This window comes from Flagellimonas aquimarina, assembly GCF_003149745.1.
Classification (GTDB): domain Bacteria; phylum Bacteroidota; class Bacteroidia; order Flavobacteriales; family Flavobacteriaceae; genus Flagellimonas; species Flagellimonas aquimarina.
Genome location: NZ_QGEG01000002.1, coordinates 1,003,002 through 1,022,086 on the forward strand (window position 1 = coordinate 1,003,002; position 19,085 = coordinate 1,022,086).

At 38.6% G+C, this 19,085-nt stretch carries 20 protein-coding genes; 11 read left to right on the forward strand and 9 right to left on the reverse strand.

The genetic code is table 11. The features are described 5' to 3' along the window. Window positions 1–47: 47 nt before the first annotated feature. From DKG77_RS11340 to DKG77_RS11350, 3 genes are read right to left on the reverse strand one after another with little or no spacing between them, the layout of a single operon-like run. A complete protein-coding gene (locus DKG77_RS11340; RefSeq protein WP_109663074.1) occupies window positions 48–2,219 on the reverse strand; it encodes an endonuclease MutS2 in 2,172 nt (723 codons plus the stop codon). Between the two features lie 51 nt (window positions 2,220–2,270). Beyond that, window positions 2,271–2,873 carry a short chain dehydrogenase gene (locus DKG77_RS11345; RefSeq protein WP_109663075.1) on the reverse strand — a complete coding sequence of 201 codons (603 nt, stop codon included), beginning with the start codon at window positions 2,871–2,873 and terminating at the stop codon, window positions 2,271–2,273. A 22-nt stretch (window positions 2,874–2,895) separates the two neighbouring features. Beyond that, the gene (locus DKG77_RS11350) at window positions 2,896–4,401 is read right to left on the reverse strand and encodes a YfcC family protein (protein WP_109663077.1); all 1,506 of its coding nucleotides are present in this window, start codon (window positions 4,399–4,401) and stop codon (window positions 2,896–2,898) included. Window positions 4,402–4,473: 72 nt separating this feature from the next. Here DKG77_RS11350 and DKG77_RS11355 point away from each other — a divergent pair, with 72 nt between their 5' ends. Both DKG77_RS11355 and DKG77_RS11360 read left to right on the forward strand, forming a co-directional pair. Further along, complete coding sequence (locus DKG77_RS11355; protein ID WP_109663078.1) at window positions 4,474–5,139, forward strand: uracil-DNA glycosylase; 666 nt, start codon at window positions 4,474–4,476, stop codon at window positions 5,137–5,139. Between the two features lie 86 nt (window positions 5,140–5,225). Continuing rightward, entirely contained in the window at window positions 5,226–5,630 is a 405-nt protein-coding gene (locus DKG77_RS11360; protein WP_165819383.1) for a response regulator, read from the forward strand. Here DKG77_RS11360 and DKG77_RS11365 read toward each other — a convergent pair. The 6 genes from DKG77_RS11365 to DKG77_RS11390 all read right to left on the reverse strand — a co-directional run bounded on the left by DKG77_RS11365 (window position 5,627) and on the right by DKG77_RS11390 (window position 10,224). Continuing rightward, window positions 5,627–6,481 carry a substrate-binding domain-containing protein gene (locus DKG77_RS11365; protein WP_109663081.1) on the reverse strand — a complete coding sequence of 285 codons (855 nt, stop codon included), beginning with the start codon at window positions 6,479–6,481 and terminating at the stop codon, window positions 5,627–5,629. The genes DKG77_RS11360 and DKG77_RS11365 overlap by 4 nt on opposite strands. A 50-nt stretch (window positions 6,482–6,531) precedes the next feature. Further along, window positions 6,532–7,401, reverse strand: coding sequence for a nucleoside phosphorylase (locus DKG77_RS11370; RefSeq protein ID WP_109663083.1), 870 nt, complete (start codon window positions 7,399–7,401; stop codon window positions 6,532–6,534). 1 nt (window position 7,402) lies between these two features. Then, on the reverse strand, window positions 7,403–8,335 hold the full coding sequence (locus DKG77_RS11375) for a DUF1835 domain-containing protein (RefSeq protein WP_109663084.1): 933 nt from the start codon (window positions 8,333–8,335) through the stop codon (window positions 7,403–7,405). A gap of 144 nt (window positions 8,336–8,479) precedes the next feature. Next, window positions 8,480–8,809: a translation initiation factor gene (locus DKG77_RS11380; RefSeq protein WP_109663086.1), complete on the reverse strand. Its 330-nt coding sequence runs from the start codon at window positions 8,807–8,809 to the stop codon at window positions 8,480–8,482. Window positions 8,810–8,820: 11 nt separating this feature from the next. Further along, the gene (locus tag DKG77_RS11385; protein ID WP_109663088.1) at window positions 8,821–9,264 is read right to left on the reverse strand and encodes a hypothetical protein; all 444 of its coding nucleotides are present in this window, start codon (window positions 9,262–9,264) and stop codon (window positions 8,821–8,823) included. A 9-nt stretch (window positions 9,265–9,273) separates the two neighbouring features. Then, complete coding sequence (locus tag DKG77_RS11390) at window positions 9,274–10,224, reverse strand: isopenicillin N synthase family dioxygenase (RefSeq protein ID WP_109663090.1); 951 nt, start codon at window positions 10,222–10,224, stop codon at window positions 9,274–9,276. A 114-nt stretch (window positions 10,225–10,338) separates the two neighbouring features. Here DKG77_RS11390 and DKG77_RS11395 point away from each other — a divergent pair, with 114 nt between their 5' ends. The 9 genes from DKG77_RS11395 (at window position 10,339) to DKG77_RS11435 (ending at window position 19,082) form a co-directional block, all read left to right on the forward strand. Further along, entirely contained in the window at window positions 10,339–12,315 is a 1,977-nt protein-coding gene (locus DKG77_RS11395; RefSeq protein ID WP_109663091.1) for an alpha-ketoacid dehydrogenase subunit alpha/beta, read from the forward strand. Window positions 12,316–12,401: 86 nt separating this feature from the next. Beyond that, window positions 12,402–12,887 (forward strand): lipocalin family protein, encoded by a 486-nt coding sequence (locus DKG77_RS11400; RefSeq protein ID WP_109663093.1) that lies wholly within the window; start codon window positions 12,402–12,404, stop codon window positions 12,885–12,887. Between the two features lie 4 nt (window positions 12,888–12,891). Continuing rightward, on the forward strand, window positions 12,892–13,584 hold the full coding sequence (locus tag DKG77_RS11405) for a YiaD family glycine zipper/OmpA-like lipoprotein (RefSeq protein ID WP_109663095.1): 693 nt from the start codon (window positions 12,892–12,894) through the stop codon (window positions 13,582–13,584). 78 nt (window positions 13,585–13,662) lie between these two features. After that, window positions 13,663–14,790: an NAD(P)/FAD-dependent oxidoreductase gene (locus DKG77_RS11410; protein WP_109663762.1), complete on the forward strand. Its 1,128-nt coding sequence runs from the start codon at window positions 13,663–13,665 to the stop codon at window positions 14,788–14,790. Continuing rightward, a complete protein-coding gene (locus DKG77_RS11415; protein ID WP_243414912.1) occupies window positions 14,790–15,503 on the forward strand; it encodes a methyltransferase domain-containing protein in 714 nt (237 codons plus the stop codon). The genes DKG77_RS11410 and DKG77_RS11415 overlap by 1 nt, the downstream gene beginning before the upstream one ends. Next, the gene (locus DKG77_RS11420) at window positions 15,503–16,558 is read left to right on the forward strand and encodes a type III polyketide synthase (protein WP_109663098.1); all 1,056 of its coding nucleotides are present in this window, start codon (window positions 15,503–15,505) and stop codon (window positions 16,556–16,558) included. Before DKG77_RS11415 ends, DKG77_RS11420 begins: the two co-directional genes overlap by 1 nt. Window positions 16,559–16,579: 21 nt before the next feature. Beyond that, complete coding sequence (locus DKG77_RS11425; protein WP_313789951.1) at window positions 16,580–17,347, forward strand: SDR family oxidoreductase; 768 nt, start codon at window positions 16,580–16,582, stop codon at window positions 17,345–17,347. Continuing rightward, the gene (locus DKG77_RS11430; protein WP_313789952.1) at window positions 17,348–17,809 is read left to right on the forward strand and encodes a 3-hydroxyacyl-ACP dehydratase FabZ family protein; all 462 of its coding nucleotides are present in this window, start codon (window positions 17,348–17,350) and stop codon (window positions 17,807–17,809) included. Continuing rightward, window positions 17,799–19,082 (forward strand): beta-ketoacyl-[acyl-carrier-protein] synthase family protein, encoded by a 1,284-nt coding sequence (locus tag DKG77_RS11435; RefSeq protein WP_109663101.1) that lies wholly within the window; start codon window positions 17,799–17,801, stop codon window positions 19,080–19,082. The genes DKG77_RS11430 and DKG77_RS11435 overlap by 11 nt, the downstream gene beginning before the upstream one ends. Window positions 19,083–19,085: the final 3 nt, after the last annotated feature.

Consider the following 19,085-nt stretch of genomic DNA (forward strand, 5'->3'; position numbering starts at 1 on the left):
TATGCAGTCGGCCGCTCAGGTTGGGTTCAACAACCTGATGCCGGCTGTTATTTTTTAGCTTCCACCAGCTCTAACTGATCAACGCTTACATTGGTCATGAACATACCATAATTAACGGCAGCTTTGTTTTTCTCCAAGGTGTCAATGGTGCCTACAGCTTTCCCATCTTGTAAACGGACACGGTCACCCACTTTGAATACAGGTCTGGGTTTGTTCTTTTCTTTTTGAATGGCTTTTTTCTTTTCAACTTTCTTTTCTTGCCTGACCTTTACAATCTTTTTTTCCAGTTCTTGTGCAACTTGTTTCTTTTGTGCTTGTTTCGCCTTGGCCTGTTTTGCAGTGGTTTTTCTACGTTTGCTATTCTCTGTTTCCACAATGCGCAGCAATTCTGAGATTAAAGGACGCTTTTTGTTGTCAACAAAGTAGTGCTCTGCAGCGGTGTTGATTTTATCCCCTAGCTGGATCATACGTTGGTTGTGGTCGTACAATTCTTGATAGCTTTCCAGCTTAGACTTGATTTTGGCATTTAGTTTCTCCAAACGCTCTGCTTCATCACGTGCTTTGGTTTCCTCATCTTGCAATCGGGAACCGGTCTGAACCATTTTGGAACGTTCTTTTTGTAGTTTGGCAATGGTAGCATCAAAGCGCACTTTGCCGCGTTCAATCTTCTTTTTGGCTTTATTGATCAAGGAATAAGGGATTCCATTTTTTTGAGCCACCTCAAAAGTGAAGGAGCTACCCGCTTCTCCCAGGATCAATTGAAAAGTAGGTTCAAGTGTTTTAGAATTGAACAGCATATTGGCATTGGTGGCATGCGGCAATTCATCTGCTAATGCCTTTAGGTTTGCATAATGCGTGGTAATAACCCCGTAGGCTTCACGTTCATAAAAGACTTCTAAAAAAGCTTCGGCCAAGGCTCCACCCAATTCAGGGTCACTACCGGTACCAAATTCATCAATTAAAAACAAAGTCTTGTCATTGCACCGCTTTAAGAACTGGTTCATGTTCTTTAAACGATAACTGTATGTACTTAAATGATTTTCAATAGATTGGTTATCCCCTATATCCGTTAAAATCTTATCAAACAGACAAACCGTACTTCGTTCATGTACGGGAATCAGTAAACCGCTCTGTAACATTACTTGCAAAAGTCCAATGGTCTTTAGAGTGATACTTTTTCCACCTGCATTTGGGCCAGAAATGACAATTATTCTATTTTCTTTATGCAATTGAATGGTCTGCGGCCATGTTTTTTCCTTTTTGAGTTTGTTGGTCAAAAAGAGTAGGGGATGATAGGCGTCTCGCAGAAATAGTTCTTTTTCCTCATTGATCTCCGGGAGCAAGGCGTTCATATCGGAAGCATATTTTGCCTTTGCAGCTGTAATATCTACATGAATGAGGTAATCTTGATACTGTTTTAATAGATAATCATAAGGTCTCATGGTATCCGTAAGCCAATTTAGGATACGTTGTACCTCTTCTTTTTCTTCAAACTCCAAATTGCTGAGTTCCCTAACAAAATTGAGCGTAGTTTCCGGAACAATGTAGACAATGCTGCCCGTTTTGGAACTACCCATCATGGTTCCCTTTACTTTTTTACGGTGCATTGCTTTCACCGCTAGCACTCTTCTGTTTTCAACAACGGATTCTCGAATGTCGTCTAGAAAATCCAATGACTGGCACCTTGATAATGCCACGCCAAAACTTTGGTTTATTTTTCCACGCACCTCATTGATTTCCATGCGTACACGACGCAATTCATCAGAAGCATCATCTCTTATCTCTCCAAATTTGTCTATAACATTATCTATGGATATCGGAACTTCAGTATTGACTTCCAACTCTTCAGTGCTTGCGAAAAGAAGAGGGTAATATTCCTTGAATTTTTTAAAGAATTTCTGATGCAAGCCAACAGTTTTGCAAATACCACCTATTCTTCTGAACCCGGAAATTTCCAAAGTGGTATTTTCAATCTTTAGTAATTTCAACTCCCCATTGATGCTATCAAAGCCATGGTTTGGAATTCTGTTGTCGTTGGAAAAAGAAGCTAAATATTCAGAAGTTTGTCCTAAAACATCTAGAAGTACCTTCTTATCCTTTAGGGGTTTAATTTCGGCAGCGGCTTCTTTACCCAATTCAGTGTTACAGCGTGCAGCAACTTGCTCCAGTACTGTTGGAAATTCTAAATCTTGAAGTGTTTTGGAATGTATGCTTTGCATTTTCTTTTACTGGCAGCGCAAAGATAGATCAAAGGGCGTTTTAAAGCTCATTTAATTATAAACCCTTATAACTTCCCCATTTCCTTTTCCCATTATGCTTCTTACATAAGCGTTGACTGCCTTTTCCATAGAAATAGGGGTGTGTCCTTGAAAGTAATCTTTGTACTTTTCATAAGCATCTATGACCAGCTCTAAAGAAACCACGTTGAGTCTGATCCCATTCTCAATTTCTAAAGCTGCAGCTTGTACAAAACTGTGTATTCCGCCATTCACCATGGCAGCACTTGCTGTCTTAACAACTGGGTCATCAGCTAACACTCCAGTGGATAGGGTGATCGAGCCTCCTGGATTTAAAAAGTGTTGGCCAATGCGAACCAGATTTACCTGCCCCATTAGTTTGCTCTTGAGCCCTATGTAATAGTCTTCCTCGGTCAGGTCGTTGAAGTCTGCCCATTTTGCTTCCCCTGCGATGCAGACAATGGCATCCAATTTACCGGTTTGCTTAAATAGGTTTTCGATGGAAGTGCTATCTGCAATGTCCACAGTGACATCACCAGAAGTTCTGCCTGCTATAAGTACTTCATTTTTTTCAGAAAAATAACTGGTCACTTTGTTTCCAATAGTTCCTTTTCCTCCTATGATCAATATTTTCATGCTATCTGTTTTCTAATCTTGCTCAAAGATAAATACTAATTGTAAGCATGACCATGGCAAGAATACTTAAAAGTAAAACCAACGGCCAAACAAATTTCAACCACTTATCATACCCTACATTGACCAAGGCAAGAGATGCTAAAATAATACCTGTGGGGTTAATGAATTTAAAGAGACCTACACCATATTGATAGGCATTCACCATTATTTCTCTACCAATACCAACATTATCTGCCAAAGGGGACATTATGGGCATGGTTAGAACCGCCATCCCGGAAGAAGATGGAATAAAAAAAGTTAATCCACTATATAATAGACAGGTTACATTTATAAAAAGGCCCTTGTTCATGCCCCCGGTTAGTTCACTTGCGTAAAACAATAATGTGTCGCTTACCTGACCATCTTCCATTAGCACAGTAATTCCTCTTGCAATACCAATTATAAAGGCAACACCCAATAAATCTTTTGCTCCAGACATGAATTCATTTACAAATTGTTTCTCATTAAGTCGAGTAATAAATCCGATCAATAATGCGCCAGCAAGAAAAACTGATGTCATTTCCAAAAACCACCATCCCAATTGCGAAACACCATAAACCATGATAAGAAAACAGCTGGCAAAAACAAATAGGACAAGTCTGAGTTTTCCTGTAAGCACTGTTGTTGCGGCACTGGAAACCCCTGAAAATAAACCTTCAATCTCTTCTTTCTGCTTATAAATGAGTGAGTGTTGGGGGTTTTTCTTGACTTTTTGAGCATATCGAATAATGTAAACTATGCAAACAATAAGACCAAGCAGCAACATAATAAGACGTCCATTCAAGCCTACTGTCCAATTAATTCCAGCAGCATCTGATGCAATGATAGTGCTGAATGGATTAACTGTTGAAGCTAAAGTGCCTATAGACGAACCAATGTATATTGAAGCAATACAAACAATAGCGTCATACTTTGCTGCTAAGAAAATTGGAATTAAAATAGGGTAAAAAGCAATGGTCTCTTCTTCCAAGCCAAAGGTAGTTCCGCCCAGCGCAATTAATGTGGTCACCATAATAATAAGCACAAATTCGCGACCCTTGAGTTTTTGTGCCAGCCATGCAATTCCAGCTTCAAACGCTTTGGTGGCATTTACTATACTTATTAGACCCCCTATGATCAATACCAGCAGGATGATATCAGCAGATTGCATAATGCCTTTTAAAGGGGCTTGGATAAAACCAACAAAACCTTGTGGCTGTCCTTCTAATTTTTTATAGGTGTTTGGAATACTTATAGCTTTTGAAATGGCACCTTCTTTGAATTTATCTATTGGAATTTGAATTGCCAGTTCATCAAGGGTTTTTTGAGTAGCTGGAAAGTTAACGCTGGTTCCCTCGGAAGTCCTAACCAATGCATCCGTTTCACCGTCATACGCAAGCCTATCGTACTCGCCCGCGGGAATAATCCATGTCATCAGAGAAACAACAGCAGCTATAATGAACAAGACGGTATGCGCAGTGGGAAATTTTAATTTTTGGAGAAATGACATTGGTTATTTTTAAATGTTGGCCACAAGGAAAGATATTATTTTTAGATTTATCCAAAGAAATGAAAAGAATTAATGAATGTGAACATAGACCCTAGTTGGAAATCTCATTTACAACCTGAGTTCGAGAAACCGTACTTTAAACAACTAGCACAATTTGTAAAACAAGAATATCAACAGCAAACCTGTTTTCCTAAAGGAAAGGACATTTTTGCTGCATTTGACCATTGCCCTTTTCATGACACCAAAGTTGTTATTATAGGGCAGGATCCATATCATGGTCCCAACCAAGCCAATGGGCTTTGTTTCTCTGTAAAGGATGATATTCCTCACCCACCTTCATTAATAAACATTTTTAAAGAAATTAAGGTTGACGTAGGACAACCTTACCCCAAGAGCGGTAATCTAGAACGGTGGGCACAGCAAGGAGTATTGCTCTTAAATGCAACATTGACCGTAAGAGCACATCAGGCAGGAAGTCATCAAAAAAAGGGTTGGGAAGAGTTTACCGATGCTGTAATAAAAACAGTATCCTCCCAACAAGAGGGTGTTATTTTTTTGCTTTGGGGTGGTTTTGCAAAAAAGAAATCAGTCTTGGTCGATAAAACCAAACATCACATACTTACCTCTGGTCATCCGTCTCCATTAAGTGCAAATAGAGGCCTTTGGTTTGGCAATCAACACTTTAGTAAAACCAATGCCTTATTGAGCAAAATGGGAAAAAGGTTGATAAGTTGGTGAATTACTTTTTGAAAGGATTTTCTTAAAGTATCACAAGAATTCGTACGTTTATACTATAACACTACCATCAGAAAATTCTTAATAAATTGCGCAGACTGAAATCAGTTTTACTCGTTGATGATGACGATACCACTAACTTCTTGAATAGGTTTTTTGTAAAACAATTAGATAATGGGTTAAAGGTTAATACCGCTTGCAATGGCAAGGAAGCTATGGATTTTTTGGAGAGTGCTTCAGCTGAGGATTTTATGCCCTGTTTGCTTATTCTAGATACTAATATGCCCGTAATGAACGGCTGGGAATTCTTGGATACTTTTAATGAAAGGTTTGATGAGAGTTTTAAAGAGAAAGTAGTGGTGGTAATGTTGACAGCCCTTGATACCGAAGAAACCACAGCTTTGGCTATGGCAAACCCTAATGTAAGGGGTACTGCCCAAAAACCACTTTCCGATCTAAAGTTTAAGTCGTTGATCAAGAAATATTTTTCCTAAACATCTGAATATAGAAATTCTTTAGAATCTTTGACTTCACCAACAAGTTGCAGGGCAAAAAGTCTGTCTTGTACTTCATTCAGTGTTTTTAAGGCTATTTGTTTCCTTCCCCAGGTTGTTTTGGAAAGCCAATCTTGAATATCCTCTAATTGTTGGCCATATCTATTTGCCAAAGTTCTATCGATACTCGGTATTTCTTTGAATTCGATAGTATAGGTATTAATGACTTCCAAGATGTGCTTTAGTAATTCTCCATTAGTTTCTAAGAAAGTATTGGTTGCGGCAATCACGAAACAAGGCCACGGGGTAGGGCAGTTACCAAGCCTTTTAAAGATTCCCTTGTCCACCAATGGTTTTGTAGTAAAGTGTTCCCACATAAAATATGCATTTGAACCTTCACTAAGGCTTTTAACAGCGCCATCTAAGTTGTTTATAATTTCAAATTGAAGTGTGTCTGTGTTCCAACCTTGGTCTTGCGCATGAACATACGCCATTAAATGACTTCCACTACCTATGCGACTTATGGCAATCTTGTCTTTTTCTAGTTCTGGTATGGATGTGCGTTGACTGCTTTGCGCAACATGAACTCCCCAAAGTAGAGGAGAAGAGATATACTCTTGGACAATTTTAGATGGATTTCCTTGAGAAATGCTTTTGACCAAACCTTCGGTGAGTATAATGGCCAAATCTGTTTCACCAGCTTCTAGTAACTGACACATTTTTCCGGTTCCTTCCGGAATATCTGTCCATTCCAAACGTATGCCACGGTCTTTAAAAGCACCTTCTTCTATAGCTAAGTGCCATGGAAGATTGAAATGCTCTGGGACACCAACTATTTTAACTGTTTTCATAAGGTTTTATAATGTAAAAAAAGATTGAAAAAATCATGCTTACCAAATTGCTAGGAAGTAAGCTTTTCTAAGGTATATTTTATTAGGGTGTCCACAGTTTTATGAGGATTAGAGGAAAACTCCCCAGTGGCCCTATTGGCAAGAATGGCATTTAAGGATATTGCACGGTGTCCATGGAGTCTAGCTAGCCCGTAGATGCCCGCAGTCTCCATCTCGTGGTTGGTAATTTGCTGGTTTTGATATGTAAAAGAGGCAAGTTTAGTGTTAAAATCTGGAATCTTAGGTGCTAATCTAAGGCTTCTTCCCTGAGGCCCGTAAAAACCTGAATTCGTAACAGTTATCCCAAATCGTATACGATTTGATTCGATTTTTTCTTTTAATTTTGTGTCACAATCCACTGCATAGGCCACAATATTATGACTGTTCCACCCCAAAAAATCATTAAGCTGTTCCTCTAGATGTTTATTTCTTACATGTCCAGCTTCATAAAAGTGAAGTAGACCTTCCAAGCCAATAGCAGAAGTACTGAGCAAGAAAGAATCTACGGGTATATCCGCTTGTATAGAACCAGATGTACCAATCCGTATAAAATCTAACTGCTTTTTACTGCTTTTTAGCTCTCTGGTTGAAAAATCTATGTTTGCCAACGCATCCAATTCGTTAAAAACAATATCTATATTGTCAGTACCAATACCAGTGGAGATTACTGTTATTCTTTTTCCTTTGTAAAAACCAGTGTGGGCTAAGAATTCCCGACTTCCTTTCTTGATTTCGACAGTATCGAAGTACTGAGTCACCATGCCAACACGGCTAAGGTCTCCAACGGTGATTATAGTTGTCGCTATATCTTCTGGTAAAAGGTTAAGATGGTAAATACTGCCATCTGGATTCAGAATGAGTTCTGATTCACTTAAGGCCATTTTAGAGTTTAAGAATGCGGTCAGTAGAAGAATTATATAGGAAGTTATACTTTAAGGAGCCTCCTAAATACAATTGATTATCACGTATTTGAGAATAATAATTAGACTTGTTTGCTAAAATTTCCTTCCCTTTTCTTGTTAACTTAACTGGATTGAAAGAGCCAAATAGAGGTTTTAGCGAAGATATCATTCTGTCATATTGCGAATCTCCAAAGCCATAATATCCCTGGTTTGATAGGATTTGATTTAATAATGCAGCTCTGGATTCCGGTTTTTGATTTGCTGCAGTATCTAAAATGCGATTCTCCAATTCATTAAGGCCATTTTTAATTGTCGGAAATCGTTTTAGATGCGCTCTAAGCGCTTCGGATAGGTACTCAAACTGAAAATTATTGTGGGCAATTAGGTTTTCTAAACGAATTGGATTGTCACTGCAATACAATTGCCAAACATAATCCGCAAATTCAATATCATCTTGAGATAAAATTGTCCTGTTCTCATAAAGATTCAATAATTGCTCATCACTTAGTTCACTTAAACCATATAGTTTGTCACTTGCATCTTCTTTTCCACTGCACACTAATGATATTTCCGCATGCCTTCTGTGCGTTTTGAGCCAACTGAGCACTGCCAGCATGTTTATCTGACAAAAAAGGTCATATTCAAACCAAAGAACAATTTGGTCTTGTTGTTTATGGTTACATAGTGATCTATATTCTTTGAGAGTTTTCTCGACAAACCAAGATTTGGAAACTTTGTAGTTTTTATTCAAAAATTCAAATCTGGTTTTCCAAAAAGATTCGCTGCCAACTGCACAAAGGGTCTTGCCCTCGCACAGCATTTCCCTCCACGTAATAATATCTCCTTTTAGGTGTAACGATTGTAATTTTGACGTGAAATTGTCGCCGTTGGTAATATGCAACAGTGATTTCATTTTCAGTTTAGTTTTCGTCGGTTAGAGACATTAAATGTAAGGTTTAAACCAAGAACACAAAAATTTTTTCATAAAACATTGGTTTTCAAAGCTTAAATTTAACAATGAAAGAAAAATATGACTATAGTTTTAGGAATAAAGACGTTACCCTCCAACTCTTTTTGTTGAAAATCCATTCTCTTTTAAAAAGGTCATGATTTTATCTCGGTAATCCCCTTGAATGATGATAAAATCATTTTTATAGCTACCTCCTACACTTAGATAAGATTTAAGATCCTTGGTGAGTTTTTTAAAATCAGCATCTGAGCCTGTGTAGCCTTCTAAAATAGTAACAGGTTTGCCTTTGCGCTTTTCGTATTTGCAAATTATAGGGGAATCTTGAAGCCAATACTTAGGTTTGTCTGTCTTTGAAACCTCATTTTCATCCGGCACATGGTCTGGGAATAAGTTTTTGAGTTGATCTTGTAAATCCATTGTTAAGCGGTTTAGGGTAACATTGCTATTTGTTGTTGATCTATTTTTATGCCAAGAACATCATCATACATAATCCCATCTATTTTGGGTAAAATCAATTCCAAAGTTGTTTTGCTTTGTTTGTGTTCCGTTTTGGTTTTTGGGTCGGGCATATAGATTAACCCCTCATATTTAACCTTTTTGTATTCAACGATTATATCAAAAAAATAGAAATTTTCAGGAGGAATATGATTCGTCCATTTAATTTGATTGAAGAAGAACTTGGGTTTCCTTATGGAGTAACTAAAGGGGGATATATCCACGTTTAGCGTTCCTGGATGGTATGTGCTTAAATCTAGCCCAAGTCTTTTAAAGTATGGAGTTTGCATTAAGATTGTGCCGCCAGGATAGCGGGGGTCCTCTTTTTTGCCAGATGCCGCCCCATATCCAGGAATTACCTTTGCACGTATAGTCATTGTTGTCTGTTATTTCTTCACAAGCCCCAATTCTATAAGTCGCTCATGAAGATATTCACCTGCGGTAGTATCCTCAAAACCTTTTGGGTGATCCTCATCAATACAATTGTCCAAACAGTTTAAAGGCATCTCACTTACCGGATGCATAAAAAATGGAATAGAGTATCTGGATGTGCCCCATAGTTCTTTAGGTGGGTTTACAACCTGATGAATAGTGGACTTTAATTTGTTATTGGTAAGTCTGGAAAGCATGTCACCAACATTAATCATTAGCTGATCGGTCCTTGCTATGGCATCTACCCATTCTCCTTGATGATTTTTTACTTGAAGCCCTTTGCCATGGGCGCCCATAAGCAATGTAATAAGGTTAATGTCCCCATGTGCAGCCGCTCTAACGGCATTTTTAGGCTCTGACGTAATAGGAGGGTAGTGAATAGGCCTTAAAATGGAGTTTCCATTTTTTATCCATTCATCAAAATACATTTCATCAAGCTCAAGATGGAGGGCTAGGGCCCTAAGAACATATTTGGCTGTCTTTTCCAGCATTTGGTATGTTTCTTTTCCAACGTCATTGAAATCTGGAAGTTCATTGACTTTTACATTGTCAGGGTATTCAGCTTCAAGCTTTGGGTTGTTCTCAACATATTGTCCAAAATGCCAAAACTCTTTAAGATCACCTTCTTTTTTTCCTTTTGCATGTTCTTTCCCAAAAGAAGTGTACCCCCGCTGTCCGCCAATACCTTCAATTTCATAACTGTCCTTAGTGATCTGCGGCAATTGAAAGAACTTTTTGATCTCTGCATAAAGCTGCTCCACCAAGTTTTCAGATAAAAAATGGCCGCTTAAAGCAACAAAACCTATGTCCTCAAAGGCAGCGCCTATTTCAGCAGTAAATTTTTCTTTTCTGGCAGCATCACCAGAAACAAAATCTTTAAGATCTACGCTTGGAATTGCACTCATAACGTCAAATTTATTTTACTATCAAAAGTAGTGAATATTAAGAAACCTTTCTAAAAATTGGAAGATCATAGATAGCTTTTTCATTACTTTTAACCCCATTGAATTTTTTACTTTATGAGATATCATATTGGTGGTTTGGACCAACAAAAACTACTTGAGCTATACAAGGGAATGCTAAAACCCAGAATGATCGAAGAGAAGATGCTTATTTTATTAAGGCAAGGCAAAATTTCTAAATGGTTTAGCGGGATTGGTCAAGAGGCAATATCTGTGGGGGTAACCCAAGCTATGAATACTGAGGAGTATATTTTGCCAATGCATCGCAATTTGGGTGTTTTTACTTCTAGAAATATTCCGTTGCACCGACTCTTTGGGCAATGGCAGGGAAAACAAAGTGGTTTTACCCAGGGAAGAGATCGGAGTTTTCATTTTGGAACCCAAGAGTATAAAATTGTTGGCATGATATCCCATTTGGGACCTCAATTGGGGGTTGCTGATGGGATTGCCTTGGCAGACATGTTGAGAAGAAAGAAGAGGGTGACAGCAGTTTTTACAGGTGAAGGAGCCACCAGTGAAGGAGATTTCCATGAAGCTTTGAATATTGCTTCTGTTTGGAATCTACCTGTAATATTTTGTATTGAAAACAATGGATATGGTCTTTCAACACCTACCAATGAGCAATACAACTGTGAGAACATTGCAGATAGGGCCAAGGGTTATGGAATAGAATCCAGAATTATAGACGGCAACAATATCTTGGAGGTATATTCAAAAGTTAATGAACTGTGCAAGGCCATTAGAAAAAGGCCTAGACCTGTTTTATTAGAGTTCAAAACCTTTAGGATGCGCGGCCATGAAGAAGCAAGTGGCACTAAATATGTTCCAGAAAAGTTAATGAAGAAATGGGGCAAGAAAGACCCAATAGCTAATTATGAAGCGTTTCTATTGGAAAAAAATATCATCACCGAAGAAGAAATAGGACAGCTCAAGAATGAAATTATAGAAGAAATCAATTCAAACTTAAAAATTGCGTTTGATGAAGCTCCTGTTGATATTATTGAAACTAAAGAATTAAACGAAGTATATCAAAGATTTAATTATAAACATATTGAGTCGAGCGATAACATTAAAAATATTCGCTTTGTCGATGCGGTTTCTAAAGGCTTGGAACAATCCATGGAACGTTACAATGAAATGATCATTATGGGTCAAGACATTGCTGATTATGGAGGGGTTTTTAAAATTACTGAAGGGTTTACTGAGAAATTTGGCAAAAGCAGGGTTAGAAACACGCCAATCTGCGAATCGGCGGTGGTTTCTGCGGCAATGGGCTTATCAATAAATGGTATGAAGGCCGTAATGGAGATGCAGTTTGCAGATTTTGCTACCTCGGGCTTTAATCCAATCGTAAATTATTTGGCCAAGGTACATTATCGTTGGGGTGAAAATGCAGATGTGGTGATCCGTATGCCTTGCGGCGGCGGCGTTGGCGCTGGACCTTTTCATTCGCAGACCAACGAGGCATGGTTTACAAAAACACCTGGACTCAAAGTGGTATACCCTGCCTTTCCTTACGATGCAAAAGGATTGCTGAATACAGCAGTAAATGACCCAAACCCTGTGTTGTATTTTGAGCATAAAGGTCTCTATAGAAGTGTTTATGGAGATGTACCTACGGATTATTACACAATCCCATTTGGGAAAGCAAGTATGATCAAGACGGGTGATTCTTTATCTGTAGTGAGTTACGGAGCCGGAGTACATTGGGCACTGGAAATTTTGGAAAAACATCCAGAAATTGATGCAGATGTTATAGATTTGCGTACACTTCAACCTCTAGATATAGAAGCTGTTTATGCTTCTGTGAAGAAAACAGGAAAATTAATTATACTACAAGAAGATACGTTGTTTGGCGGAATTGCAAGTGATATTTCGGCAATGGTAATGGAGCACTGTTTTGAATATCTGGATGCCCCCGTTAAAAGAGTAGGTAGTTTGGAAACGCCGGTGCCATTTGCAAAAGGGTTAGAGCAGAATTACCTGCCAAAAGAAAGGTTTGAAGCTGCGCTTACAGCACTTTTTGAGTATTAAAATTTCGTTTTAACAATTATTTAACAAGACCAATAAATAAAATTGGTGTCTCAATCGTATATACTAAAATTTAAATTCCAATTCTTATGGTAAAACATGTATTCTTTTATATGACGCTAGTGGCTATGCTGGTAACGTCATGTTCCGTATCCAAAAGCGCAAGAAGTCAGCGGAATCTTTTCAGTGGATCCTGGACACTTAACGATGTCTCTTATGAGAACAATACGGGTAATTTTAAATCTGTGATCTTTAATGATGCAGATGACATTTGTTTTGAAGGAAGTGACTGGTTCTTTAGAGATAACAATAGCACAGGTAGATACACCATTACTGGAGGTAGTCTTTGCCAAGGAGGGGACCGTTTCTTTAGATGGTCCGTGGTTGAACCAACTGCCAATTACAGTAGTCAGCTTCAGTTCAAGTTTATTGATGAAAAACGAAAAGATGTTTCAGGAGGGGTAGGCTATCGTTTAAACATTGCCAGTATATCAGAACAATCCATGACGCTTAAATCCAATGTTTCCGTAGACGGAGAACTTGTAACCATAGTATACCAATTCTCAAAAAAATAATCAGATGAAAAATATAGTTTTAAAAAGTACAACCATCTTTATGGCATTAAGCCTAATAGTAAGTTGTAATGCAGTGAAAAATGCCAATAACACTCAAAAAGGAGCAACAATTGGAGCAGCCGGTGGTGCTGTAATAGGTGGAATAATCGGAAATAACGTAGGTAAAAATGGCAATACCGCCCTAGGTGCAATCATAGGAGCAGTAGTTGGAGGTGCAGCTGGCGGATATATTGGAAATAGAATGGACCGACAGGCCGAGCGTATTGAAGAAGAGATTCCTGGGGCAGAAGTAAAAAGAGTAGGAGAAGGAATCAATGTTACGTTCAACGAAGATGCCGGGGTTTATTTTGATACGAATAAATCTGATGTTAAGGGAACTTCAGCTACAACCCTAGATAAGTTGGCTGGGATCTTCAAAGAATATCCAAACTCAAATGTTCTGGTTGAAGGACACACGGATAGCGCCGGAAGTGAAGAATACAACTGGAAGTTATCGCAACAAAGGGCAGAGTCTGTAACTAATTATTTAATAGGCAAAGGTATTTCTAGTGGCAGGTTCAGTACAAAATGGTATGGTGAAACCCAACCACGCGAAAGCAATGAAACAAGTGAGGGCAAAGCCAAAAACAGACGTGTTGAGCTGGCTATTGTGGCTAGTGAAGAATTAAAACAAGAGGCTTATCAGAAAACAAATTAAAATACAAAACACAAAATGTTTTTTTAATCCCGACCATACTTGGTCGGGATTTTTGTTTTAAAGAATTATCTTCATGAAGTGAATAATCCCAAAGTTGTTATCATTGGTGGTGGATTGGCTGGTTTGACAGCTGCACTGGATTTGGTGCAAAAAGAAATACCGGTCTTGGTCATTGAGAAAAACCAATACCCAAGTCATAAAGTATGTGGAGAATATGTATCCAATGAGGTTAAACCCTATTTGGAGCAGCTTGGTCTGGAATTGGATGGTTTAGGGTTACCGAAAATTGACACACTTCAGGTAAGTACGCAGAATGGTAAACTTATTGAGATTGACCTGCCATTGGGAGGATTTGGAATTAGCAGATATGCTTTTGATCATAAACTATATCAATTGGCCCTAAAAAAAGGAGTGGACTTCCTTTTTGATACTGTAATAGATGTTCAGTTGGTAAATGACGAATTTTCAATAACGCTTGCCTCAAAAGAAAAAATATCCAGCGCAGTAGTTTTAGGTGCATTTGGTAAACGCTCAAATCTAGACATTAAACTGAACAGAAACTTTATTAAAGAGAAATCCCCTTGGCTTGGAATAAAATCCCATTATAAAAACAATGGGCATCCATCCAACCTAGTTGGTCTTCACAACTTTCCAGGCGGGTATGGTGGCCTGTCACTTACAGAAGAGGGGGATGTGAACTTTTGCTGCCTGGTCAAATATGAAAGCTTTAAAAAAGAAGGGGATATAGAGGCGTTTAACCAAACTGTTGTGTCTCAAAACCCATATTTAAGGGATTTTTTATCCAATGCCAAGACAAAATTTGAAAAGCCATTGAGCATTGCTCAAATTTCGTTTGAAAAGAAAAAAGCGGTAGACAATCACATTTTAATGTGCGGAGACACTGCGGGTTTAATACATCCGCTTTGCGGCAATGGAATGGCGATGGCCATTCATAGTGCAAAATTAGCTGCGGAACAAGTTGCAATGTTTACGGAAAAACCTAACTTCACAAGAAAAGATATGGAAAAGGAGTACCAAATACTCTGGGAAAAGAACTTTAGAAAAAGACTCTGGATGGGTCGTTGTCTACAAGAGCTAATGTTGCATACCAAATGGTTTAATTTAGGAATGTATACAGTTGCGAACTCCAAAATACTACTTAGAGAACTTATTAGTAGTACGCACGGTAATCCAATTTTAAATTGATGGATTTTTCTGTTCGTAGTGAAGAACTGGAACTCATGGATGATCCAAATATGGAGTTTGAGCTCTTGGATGCAGCTTATGCTGACATTAACAAATGTAATAGATTGCTCGGAGGAGAGTCCATTACCATAGATGCTGTGTGGGAGCTGGTCAAAGAAAGTGGTAAAAAATCGTATACGATTTTGGATATGGGATGTGGAGATGGGACTATGTTAAGAAAACTATCCAAACACCTAAGTAAACATGAGGTTTCGCATGATATGATTGGCGTAGACCTTAGGGATGACGTATTGCGTATTGCCAAGGAGAAATCCAGCCAGTACCCCAACATAAATTTCAAGAAAGAAGACATACTAAAAGCAGATTCCAGTCTGTCTTGCGATATATTGATCAACACATTGACCATGCATCATTTTGATGAGAACCGTATTGATGCTTTTTTGAACAAGTTTGTTAGTTTGGCGAAAATTGGCGTGGTGATCAATGACTTGCAAAGAAGCAAAATCGCATATACACTGTTTAAGGTATTTGGTTTTTTTTTCATTAAAACAAATGTTGCAAAATATGATGGTCTTGTTTCCATAAGCAAAGGTTTTAAGAAAGCAGAGCTAATAGAACTATCAAAAAAAATACCGAGTGTTACGCATATAATTAGGTGGAAATGGGCTTTTAGGTATGTATGGGTAATGAAATTTAAACGACAGAATAATTAATGGGTCTAGTGCATGTAGTTGGAGTATCAAAACAATTGCCAAAGTATAGCAGAGAAACTTCGGACATTATTCCCTTCATAGATTTATGGCTTTCAGGTCATGATGACCGTTTTAGAAGAAAAGTGGTCAAGATATTTGAAGGTGCAGGGGTGGACCGGCGATATGGGATAATGGATATTGAAGAAGTTTTTACCGCAACTTCTTTTGAAGAAAAAAACAACATCTACACTAGAGAGATAAAACTTTTAGGAGAGCAAGTACTCCAGAAAGCGTTAGACCAAGCGGAATGGAGCGCAAAGTCGTTAGATTACATCATTACTGTTAGCTGTACCGGCATTATGATACCATCTTTAGATGCTTATTTGGTGAATTCGTTAGGACTAAGGCAAGACATTGTAAGACTCCCAGTAACAGAAATGGGGTGTGCTGCAGGTATTTCAGGGTTGATTTATGCAACAAATTTTCTTAAGTCAAATCCAGGAAAACGAGCAGCGGTTATCGCAGTTGAAAGTCCCACAGCCACTTTTCAGCTTAACGATTTTTCTATGGCCAATATGGTAAGCGCCGCAATATTTGGAGATGGAGCTGCCTGTGTGCTATTATCTTCGGAAAAAGAGATGCAAGGACCAAAAATTATTGGAGAAGAAATGTATCATTTTAAAGACGCCACTCATTTAATGGGTTTCGATTTGACCAATACAGGTTTGAAAATGATATTAGATCCAGCCGTTCCAGAAGTAATTGCAGAGCGCTTTCCAGAAATCGTACATCCATTTTTAAAACGCTTTGATTCAAATATTGATAAGGTGGATCATTTAATTTTTCATCCAGGCGGAAAGAAAATCGTTCAGACCGTTGAGGAATTGTTTGGTAAATTGGGCAAGAATATAGATGATACAAGAGAAGTGCTAAGGGATTATGGGAATATGAGCAGTGTTACTGTGCTGTATGTGCTTGAGCGTTTTTTACAAAAAGAAATTGCAGAAGGAGAACAGGGAATGTTGCTTAGTTTTGGCCCCGGTTTTTCCGCACAGCGCATTCTTTTAGAATGGTAATTTGTTTAGAAAATGAAAGACATGTCCAAATGGGCTTTAATATTGGGAGGTAGCAGTGGTCTTGGTTTGGCCACAGCAAAAAAGCTATTGCAACATGGATTTAAGGTAATTGTCGTTCATAGAGATAGAAAGTCCGACCTTGGGCATATTAAACGGAGTTTCACAGAAATTTCTTTAGCTGACAATACGTTGTATAGTTTTAATGTAGATGCGGTGAACCCTATTAAACGTAGTGAGTTGATTCAAGAAATAAAGAAGCTCATTGGAGTTGAAAAAATAGATGTTCTTGTCCATAGCATCGCAAAAGGCAATTTAAAACCTATGAGCGAGCGTAATGGTCTGAACAATCAAGACTTTCATTTGACAATTGACGCCATGGCCATTAGTCTTTATGATTGGGTTAAGTCCTTAGTTAGCGAAAAGTTATTTTCTGAGGATACTAGGGTAGTATCTTTTACCAGTGAAGGAAATTCCAAAACATGGAGCAGTTATGGCGCTGTGTCTGCTGCAAAAGCAGCGCTGGAAGCAATCACACGGAATATTGCACTTGAATTTGCGTCAGTTGGCATAAAGGCAAATTGCATACAGGCCGGTATGACGGACACAAAGTCCTTCCAGATGATACCAAATAGCAATGTTTTAAAAGAACAGGCGATAAAGCGAAATCCCAACAATAGACTTACCGCACCGGAAGATGTTGCCAATGCAGTTTATTTGCTCACACTGAAAGAAGCGAATTGGATCACTGGAACGGTAATTAAAGTAGATGGAGGAGAAAGCCTACAATAGATGATGACATTAGATCAGATAATCCGCTGCTTACCCTATTCAGAGCCTTTCCTTTTTGTGGACGAGTTGATACAATTAGATGAGAGCTCTGCAGAAGGAACATATGTTTTTAAAGAGGATTCAAGCTTTTATAAAGGACATTTTAAGGATTTACCTGTGACCCCAGGGGTTATTTTAACCGAATGCTGCGCTCAAATAGGCTTGGTGTGCCTTGGTATTTATCTATTGCAAAAGCAAATTAGAGCAAATGAGGATAAAATACCTCAGATTGCAATGAGCAGTTCCGAAATGGAGTTTTATCTGCCAGTTTTCCCCAATGATAAGGTGAGAGTAGTCTCTGAAAAAGTATATTTCAGATTTGGTAAGCTAAAATGCAGGGTAAAACTGTTCAATTCTGATGGAGAATTGGTGTGCAAGGGAATTGTAGCAGGAATGTTCAAACAGAAAAATGATGAAAACTAGGGTTGTAGTTACAGGAATGGGGGTTTGTGCACCCAACGGAATTAGCCTTTCTGAGTTTGCTGCATCCTTAAAAAATGGGGTAAGTGGAATACGTTTCCATCCAGAGCTTGAAAAACTAAAATTTGGATGTCAAATAGCTGGAAAACCGCAAATTGATGATGTAGATTTAAATGAATACTTTAGTAAAATTCAACTAAAAGGATTGAATGCCAGCGGTGTGTTTTATGGTGTTATTGCTGGCAAAGACGCATGGAAAGATGCGGGCTTAGCATCAACGAGCAATGAAACCCCTGATTGGGACAGTGGAATAATATTTGGAACCGGAATTCTAGGAGTGGATAAGTTCAGGGAAGCCATATATCAAGTAGATGCAGGTAATGTAAGGCGCTTGGGCAGCACTTCTGTAATTCAGACCATGGCTAGTGGTATAAGTGCATACTTAGGCGGGATGTTAGGTTGTGGAAATCAAGTTACTACCAATTCATCTGCCTGCACTACTGGAACAGAGGCAATATTAATGGGCTATGACCGCATCAAAAATAAAAAAGCAAAAAGAATGTTGGTGGGCAGTTGCAGCGATAGTGGACCTTATGTTTGGGGAGGTTTTGATGCCATGCGTATTCTTCCCAGAAACTATAACAATAAGCCAGGAGCGGCAAGTAGACCCATGAGCGCATCTGCAGCTGGATTTGTTCCGGGCAGTGGAGCTGGAGCTATGGTCTTGGAATCACTGGAAAGCGCACTGGAACGTGGGGCTACTATTTATGGCGAAATTATAGGTGGTGATGTAAATAGCGGCGGACAAATGGGAGGAGGAAGTATGACGGCGCCAAATGGTGAAGCAGTTCAACGCTGCATTACAAATGCCATTCAAGACTCGGGAATAGACCCAAAAGACATTGATGCAGTTAATGGACACCTTACCGCTACAGCTAAAGACCCCAATGAGATTAGCAATTGGAGCCAAGCGCTTGGGCGTTTTGGAATAGACTTCCCTTTTGTAAATTCCTTTAAAGCACTTTTTGGGCACTGTTTGGCTGCGGCAGGAAGTATTGAATGCGTTGGAACCCTGCTTCAGTTTAGGGAAAACCAAATTTTTGGAAGTATAAATTGCGAGGATATTCACCCAGAGATCATCAGCATGATAGATGCTTCAAAGATTCCTCAGGCAACAATAGAATTTGAGCCAAAAATTATTGCAAAAGCCAGTTTTGGCTTTGGAGATGTAAACGCCTGTATTATTTTTAAAGCGTATAGTCAGAAACAACCTTAAAAT